Genomic DNA, 23,788 nt, shown 5'->3' with positions numbered 1-23,788 from the left:
GGGGGTCCCCTCTGTATGACGAAGGTGGCCGGAGATCTTCCGGCCACCGGGCGTTTTTGTCATGTGCATTGTCAGTGGAGGGGCGTGCGGGGGCAAGGAGTGGTTTTCGGCCTGGCCGCTACTTGGGACCCTTCGTGCTGCCGTGCCCGTGCCCCTTGCCTGCGGAGTTGCCCGGGCCCGAGGCGGTCGCGGCGGGGGCTGAACCGGCCGGTGAGGTGGAGGGGGCGGACGACGGGACCGAGGGACCACCGGGCTCTGTCGCACCCGCCGCGGCTCCCCGCGTGGCGCTCGTCCCGGCGGACGCCGTCCCCGCCGTCGCCCGGGCGGGTGGGACATGGGACGGAACCGTCGGGCCGGCCGAGGAGGCCGGGCCCGTCCCGTCCGTGGGCTCGTCCGGCGCAGTTCGCACGCCGCCGCCCTTCCTGTCCTGGCTCCCGCCCGACGAGGACCCCGAGAACGAGATCCCGGCGATCAGCGCCACCGCCGACACACCCAGCGCGCCGACAGCGACCAGGGCGCGGCGCGACGGCCGGGCGGGCGGCTTCTGACGTGCCCGGCGCGGTCCCCGGTGGGAACCCCGGACCGGCGCCGGATCACCGGCGGCGATGGTGGGCAGCTCGTGCGTCTCGTCATAGGCGTTCTGCCAGCCGTGCGCGGCCGCCGGGTCGACGTACTGCTCATACACGGGCGCCGACTCGACCTGCGGGAGGTAAATGTCCGGCCACCCCGGGGACTCGTCACTCTCCCGGGTGGCGTCGGGGGCGCCGTTCGCGCCGTTGTCGTACTGCGGTGGCCTCGCCATGGCGGCGAATTCTAGAGACGGAAGGGGCCGATGGGACAGCTGTCGACGATATCCACCCAAACCGCCGCGTCTCACGTGGCGGAAAACACGACCCCTGATGCGTTACCGGGCCGTAAGCTCCCAGACATGCAGGTGATCCAGTCGACCAAGCTCGCCAACGTCTGTTACGAGATCCGGGGCCCGGTTCTCGAGGAGGCGATGCGCCTGGAAGCGGCAGGGCACCGCATCCTCAAGCTCAACACCGGCAACCCGGCCGCGTTCGGCTTCGAGTGCCCGCCGGAGATCCTGGAGGACATCCTCCGCAACGTGTCGTCGGCGCACGGGTACGGCGACGCCAAGGGCCTGCTCGCCGCGCGCCGCGCCGTCGTCATGCACAACCAGACCCTCGGCATCGAGACGGACGTCGAGCACGTCTTCATCGGCAACGGCGTCTCCGAGCTGATCGTGATGGCGATGCAGGGGCTGCTGGACGACGGGGACGAGGTCCTCGTACCGGCACCCGACTACCCGCTGTGGACGGCGGCCGTGTCCCTGTCCGGCGGCACCGCCGTGCACTACCGGTGCGACGAGCAGTCCGACTGGATGCCCGACCTCGCGGACGTGGAGCGCAAGGTCACGGACCGCACCAAGGCGCTCGTCATCATCAACCCGAACAACCCGACCGGCGCGGTATACGACGAGGCGATGCTGCGGGGCCTGACCGACATCGCCCGCCGGCACAACCTGCTGGTCTGCTCGGACGAGATCTACGACAAGATCCTGTACGACGACGCCACGCACACCCCGACCGCCAAGGTCGCCCCCGACCTGCTCACCCTCACCTTCAACGGGATGTCCAAGGCGTACCGGGTCGCCGGTTACCGGGTCGGCTGGATGTCGATCTCCGGGCCGCGCGCACACGCCGACTCCTACATCGAGGGCCTGACGATCCTGGCGAACATGCGCCTGTGCGCGAACATGCCGGGTCAGCACGGGGTCGTCGCCGCGCTCAGCGGGCGGCAGACCATCAACGACCTGGTACTGCCGGGCGGGCGGCTGCGGGAGCAGCGGGATGTGGCGTACGAGCTGCTGACCCGGATCCCGGGGGTGAGCTGCGTGAAGCCGAAGGGGGCGCTGTATCTCTTCCCGCGCCTCGACCCGCAGGTCTTCAAGATCAAGGACGACCGGCAGATGGTCCTGGACCTGCTCCGCCAGGAGAAGATCATGGTCGTCCAGGGCACCGGCTTCAACTGGCCCGAACCGGACCACTTCCGGGTCGTGACCCTGCCCACGGTCGCCGACCTGCGGTCGGCGATCACTCGGATCGGCACCTTCCTCGACGGCTACGGCCAGCTCTGACAAGGGTTTCTACTTTAGACGAATTCTAAGCTAGGATGGCTTCCTGACAGTTTCCAGGAGGCCATCCCATGTACGAGCCGATCCGCACCAAGTCGGTCCACAGCGCGATGGCCGACACCGCCTCGGACTTCCCGCACCGGACCCGTGAGGAAGAGCTGGACATCCAGCTCGCGGGCCACCTCGCCGCACTGCTCGCCGTCACGGACGAGCTGCGGGCCCTGGCACCCTCCGCCGACCTGGACACCGCGGCCGACCAGCTCGCCGGGCAGGTCGCCCGCCTGCGGGGCGGCCGGACGCCGGCCCGCGCGGCGACCTCCGGCGGACCGCGCGTGTCCCAGGTCACAGCCTTGCACCTGCGGGCGCACGCTCTGGCCGGACGGGCGCTGGTCGTCGCCGCGTCCCGCGCCGACACGGCGGCGGCGATCCTGAGCGCCGAGCGCATGGACGCGCACACCGCCGCGCTGTCCGAACCGAGGGAACTGAGCGCCACCGGCTGACCCTCTCGGGTCCCCATGAGCGGCCCCGGTCCGCGTGCACCCACAGCGACGCGCGGACCGGGCGCCATGTTCGTCGGTAATTGTCAGGGATTGACATATTTGGGCAGATCTCGTCTGGCAGGGTTTGTCCGAAGATCTCCCTGCGTACATTCGGGTGGACTGCGCGCCCCACGTTCCCGCCAAGCGGCGGCACCGTCGGCACGGCCTCGTAACGTCGACGGACATGGCCCATCAGATGACGTCGACCGCGACACCCAGGTTCTCCGTCTTCACCCCCAGCCACCGGCCCCGTTTCCTCGATGAGTGCCTGGCGACCCTGCAGGCGCAGACCTGTCCGGACTGGGAGTGGATCGTCCTGCTCAACAACGGCGCCCGGTGGCGGCCGGAGCAGCCCGACGAGAGGGTCCGGGTGGAGATCGCCGACGAGATCGTCGGTGTCGGAGCGGCGAAGCGCAGGGCCTGTGAACTGGCGCGCGGCGAGATCCTCGTGGAACTCGACCACGACGACCTGCTGGCGAAGGCGTGCCTGGCGGAACTCGGCAAGGCCTTCGACGCGCATCCCGACGCCGTGTTCGTCTACAGCAACACCGCGCAGATCGCGGAGGACGGCAAGCGCGACGACAGTCGTTTCAACGAGGAGCACGGCTGGCACTACGAGGACGTGCGCGTGGACGGGCGCAAGCTGCTGCAGGTCAGGTCCATGGCCCCGACCCCGCACAACGTCGCCTACATCTGGTACGCGCCCAACCACGTGCGGGCGTTCCGCAGGGACGCCTACGAGCAGGCCGGAGGGTACGACGCGGCGCGCACGGTCCTGGACGACCAGGACCTGATGTGCCGTCTGTACCACATCGGCGACTTCCACCACATCCCCCGCTGTCTGTACCTCCAGCGGATGCACCCGGCGAACACCCAGCGCGACCCGGAGATCAACGCGCACATCCAGCGCGAGACGGTCGCCCTGTACGACAAGTACATCGAGGCCAACGCCCTCGCCTGGACCTACCGGAGAGGACTGATCGCGCTGGACCTCGGCGCGGCCCGCCGCAAGCCGCCCGGCTACGTGGGCGTGGACAAGTACCCGGCGGAGGGCGTCGACATCGTCGCGACCCTGCCCGGCAGGGTGGACCTGCCCGACGACTCCGTCGGCCTGATGCGGGCCGTGAACTTCCTCGAGCACGTGCCCGCGAAGGTGCCGCTGATCAACGAGCTGTACCGGCTGCTGGCACCCGGCGGCATGCTCCTCACGGTGACACCCAGCTCCGACGGCCGGGGCGCGTACCAGGACCCGAGTCACGTCGCGTACTACAACGAGAACTCGTTCTGGTACTACACGGACAACCACTACCGCGCTGTCGTGCCCGATCTCGAGGCCCGGTTCCAGAGTTCGCGACTTGCCACCTACTTCCCGTCCGAGTGGCACTCCGAGAAGAACATCTCGTACGTGACCGCCAACCTCATCGCGGTGAAGGACGGCGCCGAACGGTGCGGCGGCCCGCTGCTGGTCTAGGTGTACTGCCCAGGCAGGTTGGTCAACCTGCCTGGGCAGTACAGGGGCGGCACACGCCCTCAGCGGCAACGGGCCCCCGGGGCCGAGGCCTCGGGGGCACCGCTCAGGGAGGGGTTACGGGGTAGCTGCGCAGACCACGTAGGCGGTGACGGGGGTGCCTTGGCCGGTGCCGACGGCCTGCCACCCGGTGGGAGGCGTCACTGTCGTACCACCGATCGGGAAGGTCCCGGTGATGGGGGTCCCGGCCAGGGCTCCACCGCCGGTGGCGACGTCGGTCGCCAGGCAGTTGGCGGTCGCGGTTCCCGGGGTGGTGGAGGTGATGACGTAGGAACTGCCGACCGTGCCCTGGGCACCCTGCGCGCCCTGAGCACCTTGCGCGCCCTGTGCGCCCTGTGCGCCCTGAGCACCTTGCGCGCCCTGAGCACCCTGCGCGCCCTGAGCACCCTGAGCACCCTGAGCACCCTGTGCGCCCTGAGCACCCTGAGGACCCCGGGGACCCCGCGGACCACGGGGACCCTGCGGACCCGGCTTGCCCGGCTTGCCCTGCTTGCCCTGCTTGCCCCCTGGGCCCTGGGGATCCGGACGCACTGCCGCCTGCCCCTCGGAGCCGGCCCTGCGGATCGCGTCGGCGATGGCGCCGGTGGGGGCGTTGTTCGGGCGCAGGTGCGGCACAGCGCGGTCGGAGCCGGAACCCTGCATCGCGTCGGCGACAGCCACCGTGCTCGGGACGACGCTGAGCGCCACGGCTACCGCACCCACCGACACCATCGTGGCGGATCTCAGACGCGAGATTCTGATCGTTCTGCGGTTCAAGAGAACCTTCCTCACGGTTGGGAGGGATCAGACCGTAAGCGCGCGCCCAGTGCGCTTCACTTCGCTTGCGTGCCTCATCCCCCACGGACACAGACGAGACACTTCTTCCCTTTTCATGAAAAAATGACTGAGCAACGCCGTCTCCGTGGACAAAGATCACCCAAGCGACGTCGATACCTTTGGCGCCCGTTCATCACACCGCCAAAAGGGTGATATCGACCGAATGCCCGGCCCTGGCTTCAGAAGCGACCGCGAGGCCCAGAGCAGGCGAAGGCCCGCCGTCGTCTCTCCCGTCGGGGCGGACGGGAGAGACGACGACGGGCCCAGGACCCCGCACGCCGTTGTACGAAGTCTCGCCGGTACTGGATGCTGTCACCGCGGCTGGCCGTGACGATGTTGCTGGTCAGGGCACGATCGGACCGGCCGCGGCGTCTTCGCGGGGGGGCGGTTCAGCCCAGGCGCTGCACCAGCGCGTGGTACTCGTCCCACAGCTCCTTGGGCGTGTGGTCGCCGAAGGTGTTGAGGTGGTCGGGGACCAGGGCGGCCTCCTCGCGCCAGACCTCCTTGTCGACCCTGAGCAGGAAGTCCAGGTCGGACGCGGACAGTTCGAGACCGTTGGTGTCGAGGGCCTCCTTGGTCGGCAGGATGCCGATCGGCGTCTCGACGCCCTCCGCCTTGCCCTCCAGCCGCTCCACGATCCACTTCAGGACGCGGCTGTTCTCGCCGAAGCCGGGCCAGACGAACTTGCCCTCGTCGTTCTTCCGGAACCAGTTCACGTAGTAGATCTTCGGCAGCTTCGCCGGGTCCTTGTCCTTGGCCACATCGACCCAGTGGCCCATGTAGTCGCCCATGTTGTAGCCGCAGAACGGCAGCATGGCGAACGGGTCGCGGCGCAGCTCGCCGACCTTGCCCTCGGCGGCGGCGGTCTTCTCGGAGGCCACGTTGGCGCCGAGGAAGACGCCGTGGTTCCAGTCGAAGGACTCCGTCACCAGCGGTACGGCGGTGGCGCGGCGCCCCCCGAAGAGGATCGCGGAGATCGGCACACCCCTGGGGTCCTCCCACTCGGGCGCGATGATCGGGCACTGGGCGGCGGGGGTGGTGAAGCGGGCGTTGGGGTGGGCGGCCGGGACGCCGGACTCCGGGGTCCAGTCGTTGCCCTTCCAGTCCGTCAGGTGGGCCGGAGTCTCCTCCGTCATGCCCTCCCACCAGATGTCGTTGTCGTCGGTGAGCGCCACGTTGGTGAAGACGGAGTTGCCCCACAGCGTCTTCATCGCGTTGGCGTTGGTGTGCTCACCGGTGCCGGGCGCGACACCGAAGAAGCCGGCCTCGGGGTTGATCGCGTACAGGCGACCGTCCTCGCCGAAGCGCATCCAGGCGATGTCGTCGCCGATCGTCTCGACGGTCCAGCCGGAGACGGTGGGCTCCAGCATGGCGAGGTTTGTCTTGCCACAGGCGCTCGGGAAGGCGGCGGCGACGTACTTCGACTCGCCGGTGGGCGGGGTCAGCTTCAGGATCAGCATGTGCTCGGCCAGCCAGCCCTCGTCACGCGCCATGACGGAGGCGATACGCAGGGCGTAGCACTTCTTGCCGAGCAGGGCGTTGCCGCCGTAGCCGGAGCCGTAGGACCAGATCTCGCGGGTCTCCGGGAAGTGCGAGATGTACTTGGTGGAGTTGCAGGGCCACGGCACGTCCTCCTGGCCCTCCTCCAGCGGCGCTCCGAGCGTGTGCACGGCACGCACGAAGAAGCCGTCGGAGCCGAGTTCGTCGAGGACCGGCTGTCCCATGCGGGTCATGGTGCGCATGGACACGGCGACGTAGGCGGAGTCGGTGATCTCGACGCCTATCGCGGACAGGTCCGAGCCGAGGGGGCCCATGCAGAACGGGACGACGTACATCGTCCGGCCCTTCATGGAGCCGCGGAAGACGCCCTTCTCACCGGCGAAGATCTCCCGCATCTGAGCGGGGTCCTTCCAGTGGTTGGTCGGGCCCGCGTCCTCCTCCTTCTCGGAGCAGATGAAGGTGCGGTCCTCGACCCGGGCGACATCGGTCGGGTCGGACGCCGCGTAGTACGAGTTGGGGCGCTTGATCGGGTCGAGTTTCCTGAAGGTGCCCTTCGCCACGAGCTCCTCGCACAGGCGCTCGTACTCCGCTTCGGATCCGTCACACCAGACCACGCTGTCCGGCTGCGTCAGTTCTGCGATCTCGTTCACCCACGAGACCAGTTCCTTGTGGTGGGTGGGAATGACGGGGGGAGCCACGATGTCGCGCGCCACGATTGCTCCTAGATGACGGGTATATGAGGGTTTTCAGCTTGGAGGCCCCGTGGGGGCTGCGACCCGGATGCTTCAGGCAGGTGATCTTTCGCGCTCATCCGGTGCCGACTGCACTCATATGATCATCCGACGAGAGCGCCCATCTGTCCAGAGGAGCTCACAAGTGAGCGACGTGAGGATCACCACGGTTAGAATGGCCGCTTTGCATCCACTTGGGGTTCAACTGACGCTCTCTTTGAGCAACTGCCATGAGAGGATGGCCACTCTTGGGCAGTCATCTCATACGACTGACCCGTTACTTACGGTTGCGTAGGTACGATGCGCCGTATGACTGCGTCCGTCCCCGACGCGCCCACGGACAGCCCGGCCCCCGCCGGTCGCGGCCCCGTCGCGCTCTCCCTGCCGCATCCGGTCAAACCCAAGCTCCGGGGCTGGTTGCACCTCGGCATGTTTCCGGCCGTACTCATCGCCGGACTGGTGCTCACCGCCCTCGCCGACACCAGCAGAGCCCGGCTCGCCTGCGCGATCTACGTGCTGACAGCGTGCCTGCTGTTCGGCGTGAGCGCGTTGTACCACCGGGGCGACTGGAGCCCCAGGATGGACGGCATTCTGCGCCGCCTGGACCACGCCAACATCTTCCTGATCATCGCCGGGACCTACACCCCGCTGACGATGCTGCTCCTGCCCGGCGCCAAGGGGCAGTGGCTGCTGTGGGGCATCTGGGGCGCCGCGACGGCCGGGATCATCTTCCGCGTCTTCTGGGTCGGCGCCCCTCGCTGGCTCTACACCCCCTGCTACATCGCGATGGGCTGGGCCGCCGTCTTCTTCCTGCCCGACTTCATGCGCGCGGGCGGCGTCGCGGTGCTGGTCCTGGTGATCGTCGGCGGCCTCCTCTACAGCGCGGGCGGAGTGATCTACGGCCTCAAGCGCCCGAACCCCTCACCGCGCTGGTTCGGCTTCCACGAGGTGTTCCACTCCTTGACCCTGGCGGCCTTCATCGCGCACTACGTGTCCATCTCGCTGGTCGCGTACTAGCGGGCGAGCCCGCCCCTCCCGCACCGTGAACGACGGCCACGGCTCTCGAGCCGTGGCCGTCCGCCGTGGCCTGGCCGCCTCCGTCACAGCACGTGCGTCCACGGCAAGGGCGTCGTCCTGACCGGTGTGCCCCGGGAGCCCGGACATGGTGGCGTCGCAGGCCGATGCCCGACAATGACTCTCATGACGCCCGCACGCCCCCTCCCCCTCACCGACGGCCCCCGGCTGGGACTTCGGGAGCGCAAGAAGATCAAGACCCGGACGGCGATCCGCGAGGCGACGTACGCGCTGATCAAGGAACAGGGTTACGACGCCACCACGATCGAGCAGATCGCCGAGCGCGCCGAGGTCTCGCCGTCCACGGTCTTCCGCTACTTCCCCACCAAGGAGGACATCGTCCTCACGGACGCGTACCACCCGCTCCTGCTGGAGGAACTGCGTGCCCGGCCCGCGAACGAGCCGTGGAGGGCATCCCTGCGGTACGTCCTGCGGCAGGCCATCGGCCTGGGGGCGGCCGAGGAAGCCGAGGTCACCCGGCTGCGGTCCCGGCTGATGGTCGAGGTGCCCGCGGTGCGCTCGCGGATGATGGAGAGCATGTCCGCCACCGGCAAACTGCTCGCCGGCGCCGTCGCGGAGCGCACGGGCCGCGACGAGGACAGTCTGGAGGTGCGGGTCTACACGATGTCCCTCATCGGCGGCCTGGCCGAGGTCCCCCTGTACTGGGCCGAGAACGACTTCCACGACGACCTCCGCACCCTCCTCGACCGCGCCCTGGACGTCTTCGAGCACGGCCCTGTCCCCAAGCGGTCCTGAGGCCCGCGCCTGAACGGTGCTGAGGCCCGCGCCCGCGGCCGTGACATCCTGGCCCGGTGACCGCAGTACCGGAGATCCACGTCGCGTTCGCCCGCGAACTCGCCTTGTTCGTCCCCCGCGGACGCCGATCCGGCGCCACCCCGGTCGCCATCGACGGCGTCTCCACCCTCGGCCATGTCGTCGAGTCGCTGGGCGTCCCGCTGACCGAGGTCGGCGCCCTGCTCGTGGACGGCCGCGAGGTGGCCGTGTCGCACCTCCCGGCCGCGGGCGAGTCGGTGGAGGTGCGCGCCGTCGAACGCCCCCAGCGGGTCCCCGGCGCCCCCCTGCGCTTCCTCCTCGACGTCCACCTCGGCACCCTCGCCCGCCGGCTGCGCCTGCTCGGTGTGGACACGGCGTACGAGTCGACGGACATCGGCGATCCGGCCCTCGCCGCCCGCTCGGCCGCCGAGCGGCGCGTCATGCTCAGCCGCGACCGGGGCCTGCTGCGCCGCCGCGAACTGTGGGCCGGCGCCTTCGTCTACAGCACGCGCTCCGAGGAGCAACTCCGGGACGTCCTGGAGCGGTTCCGCCCCGAGCTCAGGCCCTGGACCCGGTGCACCGCCTGCAACGGCCTGCTGCGGGAGGCCACCAAGGAGGAGGTCACCGACCAGTTGGAGGGCGGGACGCAGCGGTCGTACGACGTCTTCGCGCAGTGCCGGGAGTGCGGCCGGGCGTACTGGAAGGGCGCGCACCACGAGCAGTTGGAGGCCATCGTGGAGCGTGCGCTGAGCATGCGCACCCACGAGGGTTGAGCAGCCGGGCCGATCACCGCGCCGCGGTCGGCGCGATGGGATGTGTACTGGCACTGGCATGGCCCCGGACCCGGGCGGAGTCCGCCCGGGTCCGGGGCCGTGCTGGTGCGGTGGGCCGCTCAGCTCATGCTGGGCGTGCTGATCCTCAGCGGCGCCTGACGTCTCCCTTCCCGCAGGCGATCCCGTTCTTGTCGGGGTCGAGCTTCAGGGGGTCGTCCCCGCCGTTGATCTTCAGGCGGCCGTAGTCGTTCACCTTCAGCCAGGCGCAGCGGGCGGCCGTCGTCTTCTTGACCGTGGCCGGGAACACGGTCGGCACGCAGACGTTGATCGAGCCGTAGTGCCGGTCGCAGCCGGAGATGGCCGGGCTGACCTTCTGCGAGGTCTTCTTCTTGCCGGGCCCGGTCACCGTGCCTTCGAGCGAGTCGGCGAAGGAGTGGACGTGGGCCGAGGCGTCGGAGGCGCTCAGGGCCGCCGGGCCCTGGAGGTGCACCCACTTGGCCACCGACGGCACGCCGTTGGCGTCGACCGCGAAGAGCATGTACCAGCCGGGCGGCGCCAGGTTGGGGTTGCTCGTCACGTTCAGGTCGACGTTGTTGCCGGAGACGGACAGCGGCAGGTCGACGAACCGCTGGTTCGGGTCCGAGGAGTGGGTCACCGCGGCGGGACGGATCAGCTCGGCCTTGGCGACGGGCCGGTCGACCGTGATCCGCTGGGTGTCGCCGTAGTTCCACTCGCTGTCGATCACCGAAGTGATCGTCGGACGCGTGCCCTTGAGCAGATAGGGCGGCGTGTAGATGGACACGTTGTGGTTCCAGGTGCCGTTGCCCGGGTTGTCACCGGTCGACATCACCCGGCCGTCGGGCAGCAGGAACGAGGACGAGTGGTAGCCCCGCGCCTCCGGGTCGGCGGCCACCGGGTCGAAGGTGTTGGTCCCGGGGTCGTAGATCGACGACTCGAACACCGGGTTGGCCCGGTTGTGCAGCGCGCCGCCGGTCTCCAGCACCTTGCCGTCGGGCAGCAGTACCGCGGAGACGTACATCTTGCCCTGGTTGCCGGTCTCGGGGATCTTGCCGTTGCCGAGGTCGACGGTGCCCTGCGGCAGCGGCGGGCCGGCGACGTAGGCCGGATTGGGGGCCTTGAGGTCGATGATGTCCGTCAGCCGGTTGCCGTCCGGGTTGGAGTCGATGTTGCCGCCGCCGAGGGTGAGGACCCTCTGGTCCTGCGCCGGAGGCAGCAGCACGCTCGCCGACTGGTCACGCTGGTCCTTGTTCTGCAGGCCGGGGATCTGCGTGATCGTGTTGGCGTTGTAGTCGTAGATCGCCGACCCCGTGCCCGGGATGTTGTTGCCGAAGACATGGCTGCCCGTGTAGAAGAGGCGCCCGTCCTGCATCAGGACCATCGACGGGTACAGACCCCAGTACGACCAGGTCTGGTTGACCTTCCACAGCGGCTGCCACTGCTGCTCGGCGTTCGACCAGTACTCGGCGGTCACCGAGCCGGTCGAGTCCTCTTTCAGCCCGCCGAAGGAGACGACGTCACCGTTGCCGAGTTCGGTCGCCGACGGGTACCAGTGGCCGTCGTTCAGGTCGTTGGTCTTGCTGTACGTCTCGGTGACCGGGTCGAAGATGTACGAGTCCTTGTACCCCTCGTAGCCGTGCCCGCCCGCGACCGGGAACGCCTTGTTGCCGCTCATCACCAGCACGCGCCCGTCCTGCAACTGGATGTGCCCGGAGCAGAACATGTCCTTCGGCGTGGGGATGACCTTGTAGGTGCCCTTGACCGGGTCGTACACCGCCGAGGTGAACGTGCCCGCGTTGAACTGCTCCTCGCTGTTGCCGGAGCCCGCGATCAGCAGCACCTTGCCGTTGTTGAGGACGACGGAGTGCATGGAACGGACCGGGTTCTGCGTGGGCAGCACGTCCCACTTGCCGTTGGCGCACTGGTCGGCCGTGCCCGTGCAGGTGGCGGGCGGGGGCGTGTCGGGGACCTGGTCCATCGTGTAGTCGTCGGTGGTCACCGAGCCCGTGCCGTACACGGAGACGCCCCAGGTGATGCGGTCGGTACCGGCCGGGACCTGGGGGGTGCGGACCGTGGCCTGGGCATACGTGGAGGACATGTCCAACGTCTTCAGGTCGGTCCAGTACTGCCAGCCGGCGGTCGCGTCGTGCCGGAACAGCGTGAGCGAGGTGTCCGGGGTGGTCGACTTGTACCAGAGCCCCAGGTCGTACTGCTTGCCCGCCGTCACCACCGGCGCGCACTCCGCCGTCTCGGTGATCAGCGCCTTGCGGTCACCGCTGACACGGCGGGTGAGCGACACCTTCATCGCCTTGGAGCCGCTGTGGGCGTCGCTCACCGTGGAGAAGGTGAAGTCGTTGTCGCCCCAGCCGGACTTCTCCCAGCAGTACGGCATGTCGCCGGTGCCGGCGGTCTCGAAGCCCGGGTTCTTCACCAGGTTCGCGGCGGACGCGGACTGCGGTGAGGTGAGCATGAGGCCGGCGGTGAGTGCGCCGACCCCCAGGAGTGCGGTTCTTCTCCGGTACTTGGTGAAACCAAGTCTGTTCACACGGCTCTCCTTGCGGTAGCACCGCTGTCGGGGCCCCCGCGGCCCCTGCGCGGCAGATAGACCAGCGCTTCGGTCCCCACGAAGCGCAGGACGAAGGTCGTCACCAGAGCGAGCGCGGTCGCGGACAGCGCACCCATCCCGAACCGGTCGACGAACAAAGCGATCAGCGGGATGCGCAGCACCAGGTCCGCGTTGGCGAGCAGACCGAACCGCCCCACGCGGTCCCACCACCGCCGGTGCTGCCGCCGGTCGCGGAAGAGCAGATGCTCGATGAGCACGAAGTTCCAGGCCACCCCGAGCTGGTTGGCGAGGATCTCCGCCGGTACGTAGTGCATGCCGGCCAGGGTCAACGCCCACAGGCCGACCAGGTTCGGCACGAAACCGGTCGCGCCGATCAGGCCGAAGCCGACCATCCGGGCCACCGGGGAGGCCGACCGCAGCCCGACCAGGTGGCGCAGGAAGCGCAGGCCCTCCTGGGCGCTGGACTTGGACTCGCCCGCGAACCGGTCCTGGAAGACGAACGGCACCTCGGTGACCCGGCGCGGACGGCTGCGGACGGCGAGTTCGAGGAGGATCTTGTAGCCGAGCGGCTGGAGCACGTCGGCGGTGACCGCGCTGCGGCGGATCGCGAAGAAACCGCTCATCGGGTCGCTGATGCCGTGCAGCTTGCGCGGGAAGAGCGACTTGGTCAGCCAGGTCGCGCCACGCGAGACGGCGACCCGGTAGCTGCCGGCGAGACCGGCGCGGCTGCCGCCCTTGATGTAGCGGGAGGCGACGACCAGGCCGGCGTTCGCCCGCTCGCCGGTGGCGACCAACTCCGGTACCAGGGACGGCGGGTGCTGGCAGTCGCCGTCCATGACGACGATCCAGTCGGAGGAGGCCGCCTTCAGGCCCTCGACGACCGCGCCGCCGAGCCCGCCGACCGGTTCGTCCCGGTGCAGGACGGTGACCGGGAAGGGGCAGTCCTTGGCGGCCTCGTAGATGACCTCCGGGGTGTCGTCGGTGGAGTCGTCCACGAAGACCACCTCGCAGGGCAGCCGGGACGGCACCGACTCGGTGATCAGGTGCAGCAGTTCGCGGATGTTGGCGGACTCGTTGAAGGTCGGGACGACGATGGTGACGGCCCCGGGCTCCGGGACCTCCACCGCGCGTACGGCCGGATCGTCGAGTTCTCCGGGGACGATGGATTCCTGGCTCATCGGACGCCTCCCACGGCGGTGCCGGTGGTCTGGATCTGCCGGATCTCGATCCGGTCATCACCGGTGCCGAAGGTGGCGACCGGTGTCGAGTGCTGGATGGCGGCGTGGACGTTGGGCAGGTCGACCGCGTCGCGCCGCACCGTCGGCGAGGCGACCACGTAGTCGATGTCCTTCCAGCCGTGCGGCATCGTCTTCGTCACCGCGGGGTCGAGGTCGGCCTTGTAGAACCAGATGACGCCGAGCCCCGGCTGGTACCCGGCGTGCACCAGGTCCAGCCACAGCGCGTCGTCGACGAGCACCCGCGTGTGCTTCGGGTCCGCCACCTCGCTGCTCAGCCACTTCGAGGCGGCCCGGTAGGGGGCGTTGGCGTCCGCGGTGACCGCGGTGTGGTCGCCGTCGTACCACTTCGGTACGACGTAGGAGCCGGCGGCGATCGCGAGGGCGGCCGCGAGGGCGTACCGCCCGCTCGTGAGCAACCGTTTCTCCCCGTCGGTCCGCCATCTGCGCACCACGGCGTGGGCGATGGAGGCGGTGCCTCCGGCGAGGACCAGGGCGAGGAAGGGCAGCGCCTGGATGACGTACATCGCGGGCAGGTAACCGTTGGGCCGCAGGGCCAGCGCGGCGAGGATCGCCACCGTCAGGGCCGGTCCGGCCAGCGCGCGGGCGGTCACCGACCAGCGCCAGGTGACCAGCAGCAGAACCGCGCCGGCCAGGCCCCCGAGCGGCAGGACACGGTCGTAGTAGAGCCACGACTGGAAGACGCCGTGGGAGCCGGAGCCCTGGTCGAGGATGAAGCCCGAACCGGGCCTGGTCATCTGGTACTTGACGCCGTCCCAGAGGGAGACGTGGCCGCCGCCTGGTATCAGTTCGCCCTTGAGGAGGGCGAAGAGCGGGTAGGCGCATCCGATCAGTACGCAGGCCGTGACGGCGCCGGTGACCGCGAACTTCCGGGTGTCGCGGTGACTGTGCCGATACATCGTCAGCAGGAGCGCGGGCAGGACGACGAGCATCGTCTCCTTGGTGAGCACGGCCGTGGCGGCCGCGATGCCCGCCCCGAAGTGGTGCCAGAGGTGACGGCTCGGGGAAGCGGCGAGGGTGAACGCGAGCAGCGTCCACATCACCGCGAGGTTGTCGAGGAAGATCTCCCGCTGGAGGACCACGGACAGCGGCGAGAGCCCGAACAGGACCATGCCGAGTCCGGCCGCCCAGCGGGGCAGGGACAGCCGGCGCCCCAGGACGTAGACCAGCACCGCGCTGATGCCGCTGACGAGCAGCATGATCACGCGCATCGAGCCGACCGTCATCGAGTCGGGGCTGATCAGCGAGGGGATCCAGGTCAGCGCGGCGAGCTGGAGCCAGCCGAGCGGCGGGTGGTCGTACCAGTAGGTGTAGTGGGCGAGGCCCGTGCCGTTCTGGACCGCCCACGCCTGGGAGAGGTAGGTGCCCTCGTCGTCGCTGAGCGTCGGGTAGTCGGCGATGTTCCAGCCCTGGACGACCAGGATCGCCAGGAGGAGAACGCCGCACAGGAGGAGGTCGGAGCGGGAGGAACGCAGGCGGCTCGGCGGGCTTGTTCGACCGTCCGAACCGGAGGCGGGCGCAGGCTGCCGCTGCGCGGGGACCGTGGAAGTGGTCACCGCGGGAAGGGTGGAAGTCACGCGCGGACGTCCTCTCGGGTCACTTCGGACGGGGTGAGGTGGGCGCCGACATGCGTGGTCAACTCCCAGTCGTTGCGGCCGCGTTGTTCACGCCATACGGCGCGCATGGCGGCGCCGGCGAGGAGCACCTGGTAGAAGGGGCCGCCCACGATGAGCTTGAGATAGTGGACGAAGCGGACGCGCAGCCCGTACTGCTTGCCGAAGTCATGCAGTCCGACGATCTCGAAGACGAAGGTCACCATGGCGGTGACGAGCGGCAGGAAGGTGATGAAGGCGATGGCCACGGGCACGTCCATGAAGAGCGCGATCGCCACGTTGAGCGGGATGATCACGCCGGTGAAGGCCTGCATGAACGGGGTCATGAGCGTGTAGCGGGCCAGCAGCCGCTGCCCGAAGCCCGGCAGCTGCTTCCAGTCCTTCTTCCGGTACACCTGGAGGAAGCCCTGGTTCCAGCGGGTGCGCTGCTTCAGCAGCGACATCAGCGAACCGGGCGTCTCCTCCTTGGTCACCATGTCGGAGTCGTAGGCGACGACGACCTTCTTGCCGACGCTGGACAGCCTGACGCCCAGGTCGCAGTCCTCGGCGAGGCAGTCGGGATCCCAGCCGTCGGCTTCCCGCAGCACGTCCGTGCGGACGAAGACGGTGTTGCCGCCGAGCGGAATGAATCCTTTCTGCGCGTGCAGGTGCAGCCGGGAGCGGAACCAGAAGAAGTACTCCAGGCAGTTGCGCAGGCTGTACCAGCTGGAGTGGAAGTTGATCAGCTGCACCCCGCCCTGGACGACGTCCGCCCGGGTGGTGCGGAAGGCGTGGTCGACGTGCGCGAGGAGCTCCGGATGAACCTGGTCCTCGGCGTCGAAGACCCCGACGACGTCGCCGCGGCAGTGCGGCAGCGCCGTGTTCATGGCCTTCGGCTTGTTCTTCTTCTCATGGGTGTCGACGACGACCCGCACCCGTGGATCGCGCTCCGCGGCGTCACGGGCGACCGCCGTGGTCTCCGGGTCGTCGTGCCCGACGATGACGATGATCTCGAAGTCGGTGTGGCTCGACTCCAGCAGCCGCTGGATGGTGTGGTCGAGCACGGCCTGTTCGTGGCGTGCCGGAAGCAGCAGCGAGAACGACAGGCTCTCCCCGCCGTCCGGTCTGTGGAAGCGGGTGGAGGCCAGCACTTCCGGCGTACGCCAGGCGTGCATCTGCCACCACAAGGTGAAGGCGGCCATCCAGAACAAGGCAAGCGAAACGGCAGCGATGAAGACAGACGTGAGCAACAGATCCCCCCAGATCCCCAAACCCCCTGTCGCGAAAGACTGTTCGCCTCTCGCGTCACTGTGCAGAGATTAGGGGGGAACTGTGAATCGTGGGAGTCCGTTCCGATAAATTGTGTGTTTCGTAATAGTGCGGCGACTACCGGGCGTTATCCCGACACGTGACTCATTTGGGCACCTCGAACGAGCCCTCCCCTCCGCCGTTCAGCGGGTCAGAGCCGTCCGCAGACGCTCCGGATCGGTCGTCGGAGCGTCACACGTGAAGTTACGGCAGACATACGCGGTCGGTTCACCGCCGCTCAGCGGACGGTCGGCGAGCAGCGGAAACTCGTCACTGTCCGGCGTCCCCACGGCGACCACCGCACCGGGCGCGGTGCCCAGCAGCGCCGTACGGTGCAGGGCCCTGGCGGCCGGGTCGGTCGGCGCCGGTCCGACGACCGCCACCTCGCGCGGCCCGTCCAGCAGCGCCTCGGCGACCGCTAGCCCCCAGCCGATGAAGCGGGGGACGCGCGGGCCGAGGGCCTTGACGACACCGAGCGCCTTCTCGGCCGCCGTGCGGTGCGGCTCGGAGCCGGTGTGGGCCGCGTAGCTCAGCAGGGCGCCGGCGGCGGCGCTCCAGCCGGAGGGTGTGGCGTTGTCGGTGGGGTCCTGCGGACGGCGGATCAGCCGCTCGGCGTCGGAGGCGGTGTCGTAGAGACTGCCGGAGTCGTCGGCGAACCGGGCCAGGACGTGGTTGAGGAGGAACCCGGCGAAATCCAGCCACACCCCTTCGCCGGTCACGGACGCGAGCGCGAGGAAGCCCTCCGCGACATCGGCGTAGTCCTCCAGCACCCCCGCGTTGGCGCCGGCGCGGCCGTCCTTGCTGGTGCGGGAGAGCCGGGCGTGGTCGTCCAGATGCAGCCGGACCAGCAGGTCGGCGGCGCCGAGCGCGGCCTCCACCAGGTCGGGGCGGTCGAAGTAGGCACCGGTCTCGGCGAGCGCGGCGATCGCGAGGCCGTTCCAGGCGGCGACGACCTTGTCGTCCCGGCCGGGAGCGGGGCGCCCGGCCCGGGACGCGAGCAGCCGCTGCTTGACGGACTCGATCCGATCGGCGTCGAACACGCCCTCCTGCTGCGGGAGTTGCAGTACGGAGGCGCCCTCCTCGAAGGTGCCCTCCACGGTGACGCGGAAGTACTGCGCGGCGAGCTCGGCGTCGTCCGCGCCGAGCACCTCGGTGAGCTGCTCCGGCGTCCACACGTAGTACGCGCCCTCGACGTGCCGGCCCGTCCCGTCGTCGCTGTCCGCGTCCAGCGCGGACGCGAAACCGCCCTCGGCGGTGCGCAGTTCCCGCACCATGAAGTCGGCGGTCTCCAAAGCGACCCGGCGGGCGAGCTCGCTGTGCTCATCAGCGACTCCGTCGCGGGCCGTGGCCCGCCACAGATGGGCGTAGACCCGGCACAGCAGGGCGTTGTCGTAGAGCATCTTCTCGAAGTGCGGCACGGTCCAGTCGCGGTCGACGGAGTAGCGGGCGAAGCCGCCGCCGAGCTGGTCGTAGATCCCGCCGCGGGCCATCCGCTCGCAGGTGTCCTGGGCCATCTGGAGAGCGCCCTCGGCGCCGGTGCGGGCGTGGTGCCGCAGCAGGAACTCGATCACCATGGACGGGGGGAACTTGGGCGCCCCGCCGAACCCGCCGCGCTGTGGGTCGTACTCCCGGGTCAGCCCGAGCAGGGCCTGCGAGAGTTCCTCCTCGCCGGGCGCCCGGCTGTCGCCGTAGGAGATCTCCCGCCCGGCCAGATCCCGGACGATCTTCCCGGCCACCTCGGCGACCTCGTCCCGCCGCTCGGCCCAGGCCTGCTGGACACCCTCCAGCACCTGCCGGAAGGAGGGCATGCCGTGGCGGGGGGCGGGCGGGAAGTAGGTGCCGAAGTAGAACGGCTCGGCGTCCGGGGTGAGGAACACGGTCATGGGCCAGCCGCCCTGGCCGGTGGCCGCCTGCACGGCCTCCATGTAGACGGCGTCCACGTCGGGGCGTTCCTCGCGGTCGACCTTGACACTGACGAAGTGGGCGTTGAGGTAGTCGGCGGTCTGCTGGTCCTCGAAGGATTCGTGAGCCATGACGTGACACCAGTGACAGCTGCTGTAGCCGACGCTGAGCAGGACGGGCACGTTCCGTTTCCGTGCCTCCTCGAAGGCCCCATCCGACCAGGGCCACCAGTCGACGGGGTTCTCGGCATGCTGAAGGAGGTAGGGGGACGTCTCGTGCGCCAGTCGGTTCGGCATGGGGTCCATCCTGCCGCAGTACCCGTCCCGTCAGGCGGCAGGCGTGTCCCGGACGCGAGCCCCGACCACCCACCGCGCCCGGCGAGGCTGCTGGGATCCCTGCGCCGGACCCGATGGCCCGCCGTTCACCGTACTCACGCGCTCCCCGTCCCCGGCCGTTCCTGTCCGCGATCACTGCCGATCCGGTCCGCGATCACGACAGCCACGGCCGTCCCACGCGCCAATTTCCCTACGCGGCACAGTCATTGCAGACCGCACGCCCCCTCGCACCAATGCGCCGTCCGCAGCACACTTGACCAAGAAACGGGGCAAGTAACAAGCAGGGAACGACCGGGAGAGCGGTTGCCGCCGGAGGGGGACGCGACATGCGGGACAGTCATCGCGTGGAGGCCGAACGGCTGTTGGCGCGGGCCGTGGAGGAGGAGGTACGGCGCTCGGGCGGGCGCACCGAGGGCGGCGTGCTGCTGTCGCGGGCGCGCGCCTCGCTGGACGCGATGGCGCAGACCGCCGCCGAGGAGTACGAGGCCTACACGCGCGCGCTGGACGAGGCGAAGGCCGGTCAGCTCACCTTCGGTCAGCGTTACGCCCAGGAGGGCTCCGGCACTCCGCTGCTGGTCGCCGGCGTCGCCGCGGTCGCGGCCACGGTCGCCGACCTGGCCCTGGGCACCGGCGCGGGCACGGCGCTGGGCACCGGGGTAACCGTCGGGGTGGTGGGCGCGGCGGCGACCGTGGTGAAGGTGGCCGGCTCCCATCTTCCCGCCGCACACCACCGGGCGGGCGCGATCGGCCAGCCCGGCGGTCCCGAGCAGCTGCGGCTGCAGTGGCTGACGGCGCTGGAGGTACGGGGCATCCGCCCGTTCCTCGACCAGCAGCGGATGCTCAGCGCCTCCACCGGTCCGAAGAAGACCAGCCCGCGGCTGAAGGGCGCGGACAAGAGCGCGGCGGCCCGCGGACGCAACGTGCTCCAGCAGTCGTTCGGTCAACTCCCCGAGCCGGGGGGCACGTTCGCGGGCCGACGGCAGGAGATGGCACGTATCCGGCAGTGGGTGCAGGCGTCCCGGGCGAGCACCGAGACCCGGCCGGCAGTGGTCGTCCTGCACGGGGCGCCCGGCAGCGGCCGTACGACTCTCGCGGTGCGCGCCGCCCACGACCTCAAGGACTACTTCCGCGGCGCGTGCGTGGTCGACCTGCGCGGCGACACCCCGGACGAGCAGCCGCTGCCCACCCGGGACGCGCTGCTGCACCTCCTCAACCGGCTCGGCGCACCCCGCGAACAGCTCCTGTTCCGCGAGCGTTCATCCGCGGACCAGCAGGTCAAACGGCTCAGCGAGCTGTACCACCAGCATCTGACCGGCCTGCCCGTCACCATCGTCCTGGACGACGCCTCGGACCCCGAGCAGGTCCGCACCCTGGTCCCCGAGCGCTCCGACAGCCTGGTCCTGGTCACCGCCCGCGAGCCCCTCGCCCTGCCCGCCGACCTGCCGGCGGTGGTGCACCACCTCCCCGTCGAGACCCTGGACGCGCCCGGCGCGGAGGAACTCCTCGGCGCGGCCGCGCAGGACACCACCGGGCCCTACGACGCCGAGTCCACCGACCGGATCAGAGCACTGTGCGGCGGTCTGCCGCTGGCGCTGCGGATCGCCGGCTCCTCGCTGGGCCCGCGCTCACCCCGCCGGCTCGCCGCGGACCTGGGCGCCTACGGTCCTGTCGGGCCCGCCGAGCGGGTCCTGTGGCTGCGCTACACCGACCAGTCCGACCCGGCCCGCCGGCTGCTGCGCCGCCTCGCCCTGGCCGGCCGTGCCTCGCTCGGCGCCGCCGCGGCGGCCGCGCTGCTGGCCACGGACGAGACCGAGGCCAAGCGTCACCTGGAGGCGCTGGCCCGGGCGGGTCTGATCGACCATGTCCGCGGCAACCGCTACCGCCTGCACGACGTCGTCCGCACCTTCGCCCAGGCCCGCCTCCTCGACGAGGAGGAACCCGCCGAGCGCACGGCGGCGCAGGAACGGCTGATCGTGAACTACGCCGACCTCGCGGACAACGTACTGCGCCTCGTCGACGGCAACATGTCGACCCGCTCGGACCGGTTCAGCCCGCACGGGTTCACCTCCCTCGACGAGGCGCTGCGCTGGCTGGACGACGAGTCGAGCTTCATCACGGCGGCGCTGCGGCACGCGGAGGGCGTGAACCAGGCGGCCGTACTGAACCTGCTGGGCGCCCTGTGCGACTACTGCCTGCTGCGCGGCGACCTCTACCGCCTGGGCGAGATCAGCGAACTGGCGCAGGCAGTCGACCAGGGCCTGCTGGTGCGCTCGGTGCAGTGGCGTACCGGCATCGCGGCCCGGCAGCTGGGCGAGCTGGACAAGGCCCGCACCACCTTGACGTCGGTGGTCGACCTCTATATGGAGGCTCATCACGACGCGGGCGCCGCCCGGGCCCTGTGCTCCCTCGGAATCACCCTCCACCACCAGGGCAACCTGACCGAGGCCGCGGCCCGTCTTCGCGAGGCCCTCGACCTCCAGTCCGCCCCCGAGCTGGCCACTGACCGCGCCTGGACGATGCACGCGCTGGCGGCGGTGGAACGGGACCGGTCGCATCTGTCCGAGGCGCTGGACCTCCTCACCGAGTCCCTGGTCCTGCACCGGGCCGGCGAGTCGATGCACGGCGAGGCGTGGGCCCATTTCCAGCTCGGGCAGCTGGGTCTGCGCATGGGCGACGTCCCGCGCGCGGAACGCGAACTCCACACCGCCCTCGACCTGTACGGCCGCACCCGCGACGCCCGCGGCGAGGCCTGGGCCCTGACCCAGCTGGCCCGGGCCCGCCTGGTCGACGGCGACGCGTCCGCGGCACTGGACGCCCTGCGCCAGGCGGCTTCCCGGCACCGCGACAACGAGGACGCCCGCGGCGAGGCCTGGACGGTCTACTACCTCGGCCAGGCCCTGGAGGAGACGGGCAACCTCGACCAGGCGGTCCGGGAACTGGAACGTTCCCGCACGATGTTCTCCCGGATCCGCGACGTCTACGGCCTCGCCTGTGCCCGCCACCACTCGGCCCGGGCGACCCGGGACCAGCGGGCGGCACAGACGGGCTCGCTGCGGAACTCGGGATTCGCCCGTCAGCTCCTGGTGGACGCCCGGGCCGACTTCCAGCGCATCGGCGTCGCGCACGGCGAGGCCTGGACCTGCCTGGAGCTGGCGGTCGTGGACGCCGGCAACGCCCGCACCCAACAGGCCCTCGCGCTGTGCGACGAGGCGGTGGGGCTGTTCACGTCGTACGGCGACCGCCGGGGTGAGGACTGGGCCCGCTTCCTGCGCTGCACGCTGCTGCCGTACGCCGCACCGGGAGGCGTGGAGGTGGGCACGGCGGTCGCCCAGGAGGAACTGACCCAGCTGTCCCGGGCGAACCACCCGACCCGCGACGAGAAACTGGACGACTACATCGAGGCCTACCAGCTGCTCCTGGAGCGGGGCGTGAGCCTGGAAGCGGGCTGGCAGGCGTGGCGGCTCGGGATGGTGCCGGGCAGGCATGCCCGGGAGGTGATGGGGGTGACGGTCGCTTCGCGGGCGTAGGGCCCGTGTCGCAGCGCTCCGCGGTGGCCGCGGAGCGCTGTGACGCGACACGATCCCTCCGGCGGGCGGCCGCGCCTGCGCCGGCCGCCGCCCGCTCCCCGGTACGGCGTCCCCGTCGAGCCTCTCGGCCCCTCGGCCTCTCGGCCCCTCGGCCTCTCAGGCCCCCGGCTCTCAGCCCTGCTTCGCCTTCGGCACGGCCGGGGTGCCCCCGGAGCCTGCCTTCGGGTCCGGGGACTCCTGGAAGTCGACCTTGTGCATGTGGCGGCTCATGGACTTCATCAGGGCCCACACCGCCAGGGCCATCGCCGCGAAGACGATGAAGCCGAGGACGCCGGGGGTCACCTTGTCCTGGTCGACCTCCTTGGCGAGGGTCGCGAGGTGCGTCATTGCCAGGCTTGCGCTTGCGCTCATGTCAGGCATTGTCGCGGATGCCCGCAAAGAGGTCGTCCTCGGGGAGGGATGTATCGACGAGGGACTTCGCGAGCTCGTACTCCTCCGTCGGCCAGACCTTCTTCTGAAGCTCCATCGGCACGCGGAACCAGCCGCCGTCGGGGTCGATCTGGGTGGCGTGCGCGATCAGTGCCTTGTCGCGGATCTCGAAGAAGTCGGCGCACGGGATGTGCGTGGTGAGCGTGCGCTCCTTGGCGCCGGCCTCGTCCCAGCGCTTGAGCCAGTCCCCGTACGGCGACTCCAGGCCCCGGTCGAGCATCGCCTGGTGCAGCGCCTCGGTGCGGGGGCGGTTGAAGCCCTGGTTGTAGTAGAGCTTGAGCGGCTGGTACGCCGGACCGAACTCGCTCTCCGGGTACTTCTCGGTGTCCGCCGCGCCCTCGAACGCCACCATCGAGATCTTGTGGGTCATGATGTGGTCGGGGTGCGGGTAGCCGCCGTTCTCGTCGTAGGTGGTGATCACCTGCGGGCGGAACGAGCGGATCTTCCTCACCAGTTCGCCGGCCGCCTTGTCGACGTCCTCCAGGGCGAAGCAGCCCTCCGGCAGCGGCGGCAGCGGATCGCCCTCGGGCAGGCCGGAGTCGACGAAGCCGAGCCATTCCTGCTTGACGCGCAGGATCTCCCGGGCCTCGTCCATCTCCTTCTTTCTCACCTCGTGGATGTGTTCCTCGATGTACGCGTCGCCCTGCAGCTTCGGATTGAGGATGGATCCGCGCTCCCCGCCCGTGCAGGTCACGACGAGCACGTCCACCCCCTCGGACACGTACTTCGCCATGGTGGCCGCGCCCTTGCTCGACTCGTCGTCGGGGTGGGCGTGCACGGCCATCAGTCGCAGTTGGTCAGTCAAGACTCAATCCTTGTAGTCGGCGCCCGCGTGAACCGGGGCGATCGGCGGCTTCTATAGTGACCGAATCGGAGGGCGAATTGTTCCGGGGTCCGCTCCGGAGACTCTCTTCCGGGAGATT

General features: G+C 69.9%; 17 protein-coding genes. 7 read left to right on the top strand and 10 right to left on the bottom strand.

Annotation, left to right across the window (positions count from 1 at the left end; translation table 11 throughout):
• Nucleotides 1-118: 118 nt before the first annotated feature.
• Nucleotides 119-802: a hypothetical protein gene (locus ACIBK3_RS07930; RefSeq protein ID WP_399362975.1), complete on the bottom strand. Its 684-nt coding sequence runs from the start codon at nt 800-802 to the stop codon at nt 119-121.
• A gap of 126 nt (nt 803-928) precedes the next feature.
• Between ACIBK3_RS07930 and ACIBK3_RS07925 the strand changes: the two genes are divergently transcribed.
• From ACIBK3_RS07925 to ACIBK3_RS07915, 3 genes are all read left to right on the top strand, one after another.
• Nucleotides 929-2,140, top strand: coding sequence for a pyridoxal phosphate-dependent aminotransferase (locus ACIBK3_RS07925; RefSeq protein WP_399362973.1), 1,212 nt, complete (start codon nt 929-931; stop codon nt 2,138-2,140).
• Between the two features lie 68 nt (nt 2,141-2,208).
• Nucleotides 2,209-2,637 carry a hypothetical protein gene (locus ACIBK3_RS07920; protein ID WP_399362971.1) on the top strand — a complete coding sequence of 143 codons (429 nt, stop codon included), beginning with the start codon at nt 2,209-2,211 and terminating at the stop codon, nt 2,635-2,637.
• 223 nt (nt 2,638-2,860) lie between these two features.
• Nucleotides 2,861-4,147: a glycosyltransferase gene (locus ACIBK3_RS07915; protein WP_399362969.1), complete on the top strand. Its 1,287-nt coding sequence runs from the start codon at nt 2,861-2,863 to the stop codon at nt 4,145-4,147.
• Between the two features lie 114 nt (nt 4,148-4,261).
• Here ACIBK3_RS07915 and ACIBK3_RS07910 read toward each other — a convergent pair whose 3' ends face one another.
• Together ACIBK3_RS07910 and ACIBK3_RS07905 are read right to left on the bottom strand one after the other, a co-directional pair.
• A complete protein-coding gene (locus ACIBK3_RS07910) occupies nt 4,262-4,906 on the bottom strand; it encodes a hypothetical protein (protein WP_399362968.1) in 645 nt (214 codons plus the stop codon).
• A gap of 503 nt (nt 4,907-5,409) precedes the next feature.
• Nucleotides 5,410-7,233, bottom strand: coding sequence for a phosphoenolpyruvate carboxykinase (GTP) (locus ACIBK3_RS07905; protein WP_399362966.1), 1,824 nt, complete (start codon nt 7,231-7,233; stop codon nt 5,410-5,412).
• A gap of 327 nt (nt 7,234-7,560) precedes the next feature.
• Between ACIBK3_RS07905 and ACIBK3_RS07900 the strand changes: the two genes are divergently transcribed.
• The 3 genes from ACIBK3_RS07900 (at nt 7,561) to ACIBK3_RS07890 (ending at nt 9,872) form a co-directional block, all read left to right on the top strand.
• On the top strand, nt 7,561-8,268 hold the full coding sequence (locus ACIBK3_RS07900; protein ID WP_399362964.1) for a hemolysin III family protein: 708 nt from the start codon (nt 7,561-7,563) through the stop codon (nt 8,266-8,268).
• Nucleotides 8,269-8,451: 183 nt separating this feature from the next.
• Nucleotides 8,452-9,081, top strand: coding sequence for a TetR/AcrR family transcriptional regulator (locus ACIBK3_RS07895; protein ID WP_399362962.1), 630 nt, complete (start codon nt 8,452-8,454; stop codon nt 9,079-9,081).
• Between the two features lie 56 nt (nt 9,082-9,137).
• Complete coding sequence (locus tag ACIBK3_RS07890; RefSeq protein ID WP_399362960.1) at nt 9,138-9,872, top strand: Mut7-C RNAse domain-containing protein; 735 nt, start codon at nt 9,138-9,140, stop codon at nt 9,870-9,872.
• 145 nt (nt 9,873-10,017) lie between these two features.
• Here ACIBK3_RS07890 and ACIBK3_RS07885 read toward each other — a convergent pair whose 3' ends face one another.
• The 5 genes from ACIBK3_RS07885 to ACIBK3_RS07865 all read right to left on the bottom strand — a co-directional run bounded on the left by ACIBK3_RS07885 (nt 10,018) and on the right by ACIBK3_RS07865 (nt 18,810).
• A complete protein-coding gene (locus ACIBK3_RS07885) occupies nt 10,018-12,360 on the bottom strand; it encodes a galactose oxidase-like domain-containing protein (RefSeq protein ID WP_399363972.1) in 2,343 nt (780 codons plus the stop codon).
• A 71-nt stretch (nt 12,361-12,431) separates the two neighbouring features.
• Nucleotides 12,432-13,634, bottom strand: coding sequence for a glycosyltransferase (locus ACIBK3_RS07880; RefSeq protein ID WP_399362958.1), 1,203 nt, complete (start codon nt 13,632-13,634; stop codon nt 12,432-12,434).
• Complete coding sequence (locus ACIBK3_RS07875; protein ID WP_399362956.1) at nt 13,631-15,289, bottom strand: ArnT family glycosyltransferase; 1,659 nt, start codon at nt 15,287-15,289, stop codon at nt 13,631-13,633. Before ACIBK3_RS07875 ends, ACIBK3_RS07880 begins: the two co-directional genes overlap by 4 nt.
• Nucleotides 15,286-16,554: a glycosyltransferase gene (locus ACIBK3_RS07870; RefSeq protein ID WP_399362954.1), complete on the bottom strand. Its 1,269-nt coding sequence runs from the start codon at nt 16,552-16,554 to the stop codon at nt 15,286-15,288. Before ACIBK3_RS07870 ends, ACIBK3_RS07875 begins: the two co-directional genes overlap by 4 nt.
• A 201-nt stretch (nt 16,555-16,755) precedes the next feature.
• Complete coding sequence (locus tag ACIBK3_RS07865; RefSeq protein WP_399362952.1) at nt 16,756-18,810, bottom strand: thioredoxin domain-containing protein; 2,055 nt, start codon at nt 18,808-18,810, stop codon at nt 16,756-16,758.
• 365 nt (nt 18,811-19,175) lie between these two features.
• Here ACIBK3_RS07865 and ACIBK3_RS07860 point away from each other — a divergent pair, with 365 nt between their 5' ends.
• A complete protein-coding gene (locus ACIBK3_RS07860) occupies nt 19,176-22,376 on the top strand; it encodes a tetratricopeptide repeat protein (RefSeq protein WP_399362950.1) in 3,201 nt (1,066 codons plus the stop codon).
• Nucleotides 22,377-22,547: 171 nt separating this feature from the next.
• On the opposite strand, the gene ACIBK3_RS07855 is transcribed toward ACIBK3_RS07860, so the two are convergent.
• Both ACIBK3_RS07855 and mca read right to left on the bottom strand, forming a co-directional pair.
• Nucleotides 22,548-22,796, bottom strand: coding sequence for a hypothetical protein (locus ACIBK3_RS07855; RefSeq protein WP_399362948.1), 249 nt, complete (start codon nt 22,794-22,796; stop codon nt 22,548-22,550).
• Nucleotides 22,789-23,649: a mycothiol conjugate amidase Mca gene (gene mca, locus ACIBK3_RS07850; RefSeq protein ID WP_399363970.1), complete on the bottom strand. Its 861-nt coding sequence runs from the start codon at nt 23,647-23,649 to the stop codon at nt 22,789-22,791. Before mca ends, ACIBK3_RS07855 begins: the two co-directional genes overlap by 8 nt.
• Nucleotides 23,650-23,788: the final 139 nt, after the last annotated feature.

The sequence above is a fragment of the Streptomyces sp. NPDC050287 genome, assembly GCF_044459385.1.
GTDB lineage: Bacteria > Actinomycetota > Actinomycetes > Streptomycetales > Streptomycetaceae > Streptomyces.
This window is presented reverse-complemented; position numbering and strand designations above follow the sequence as displayed.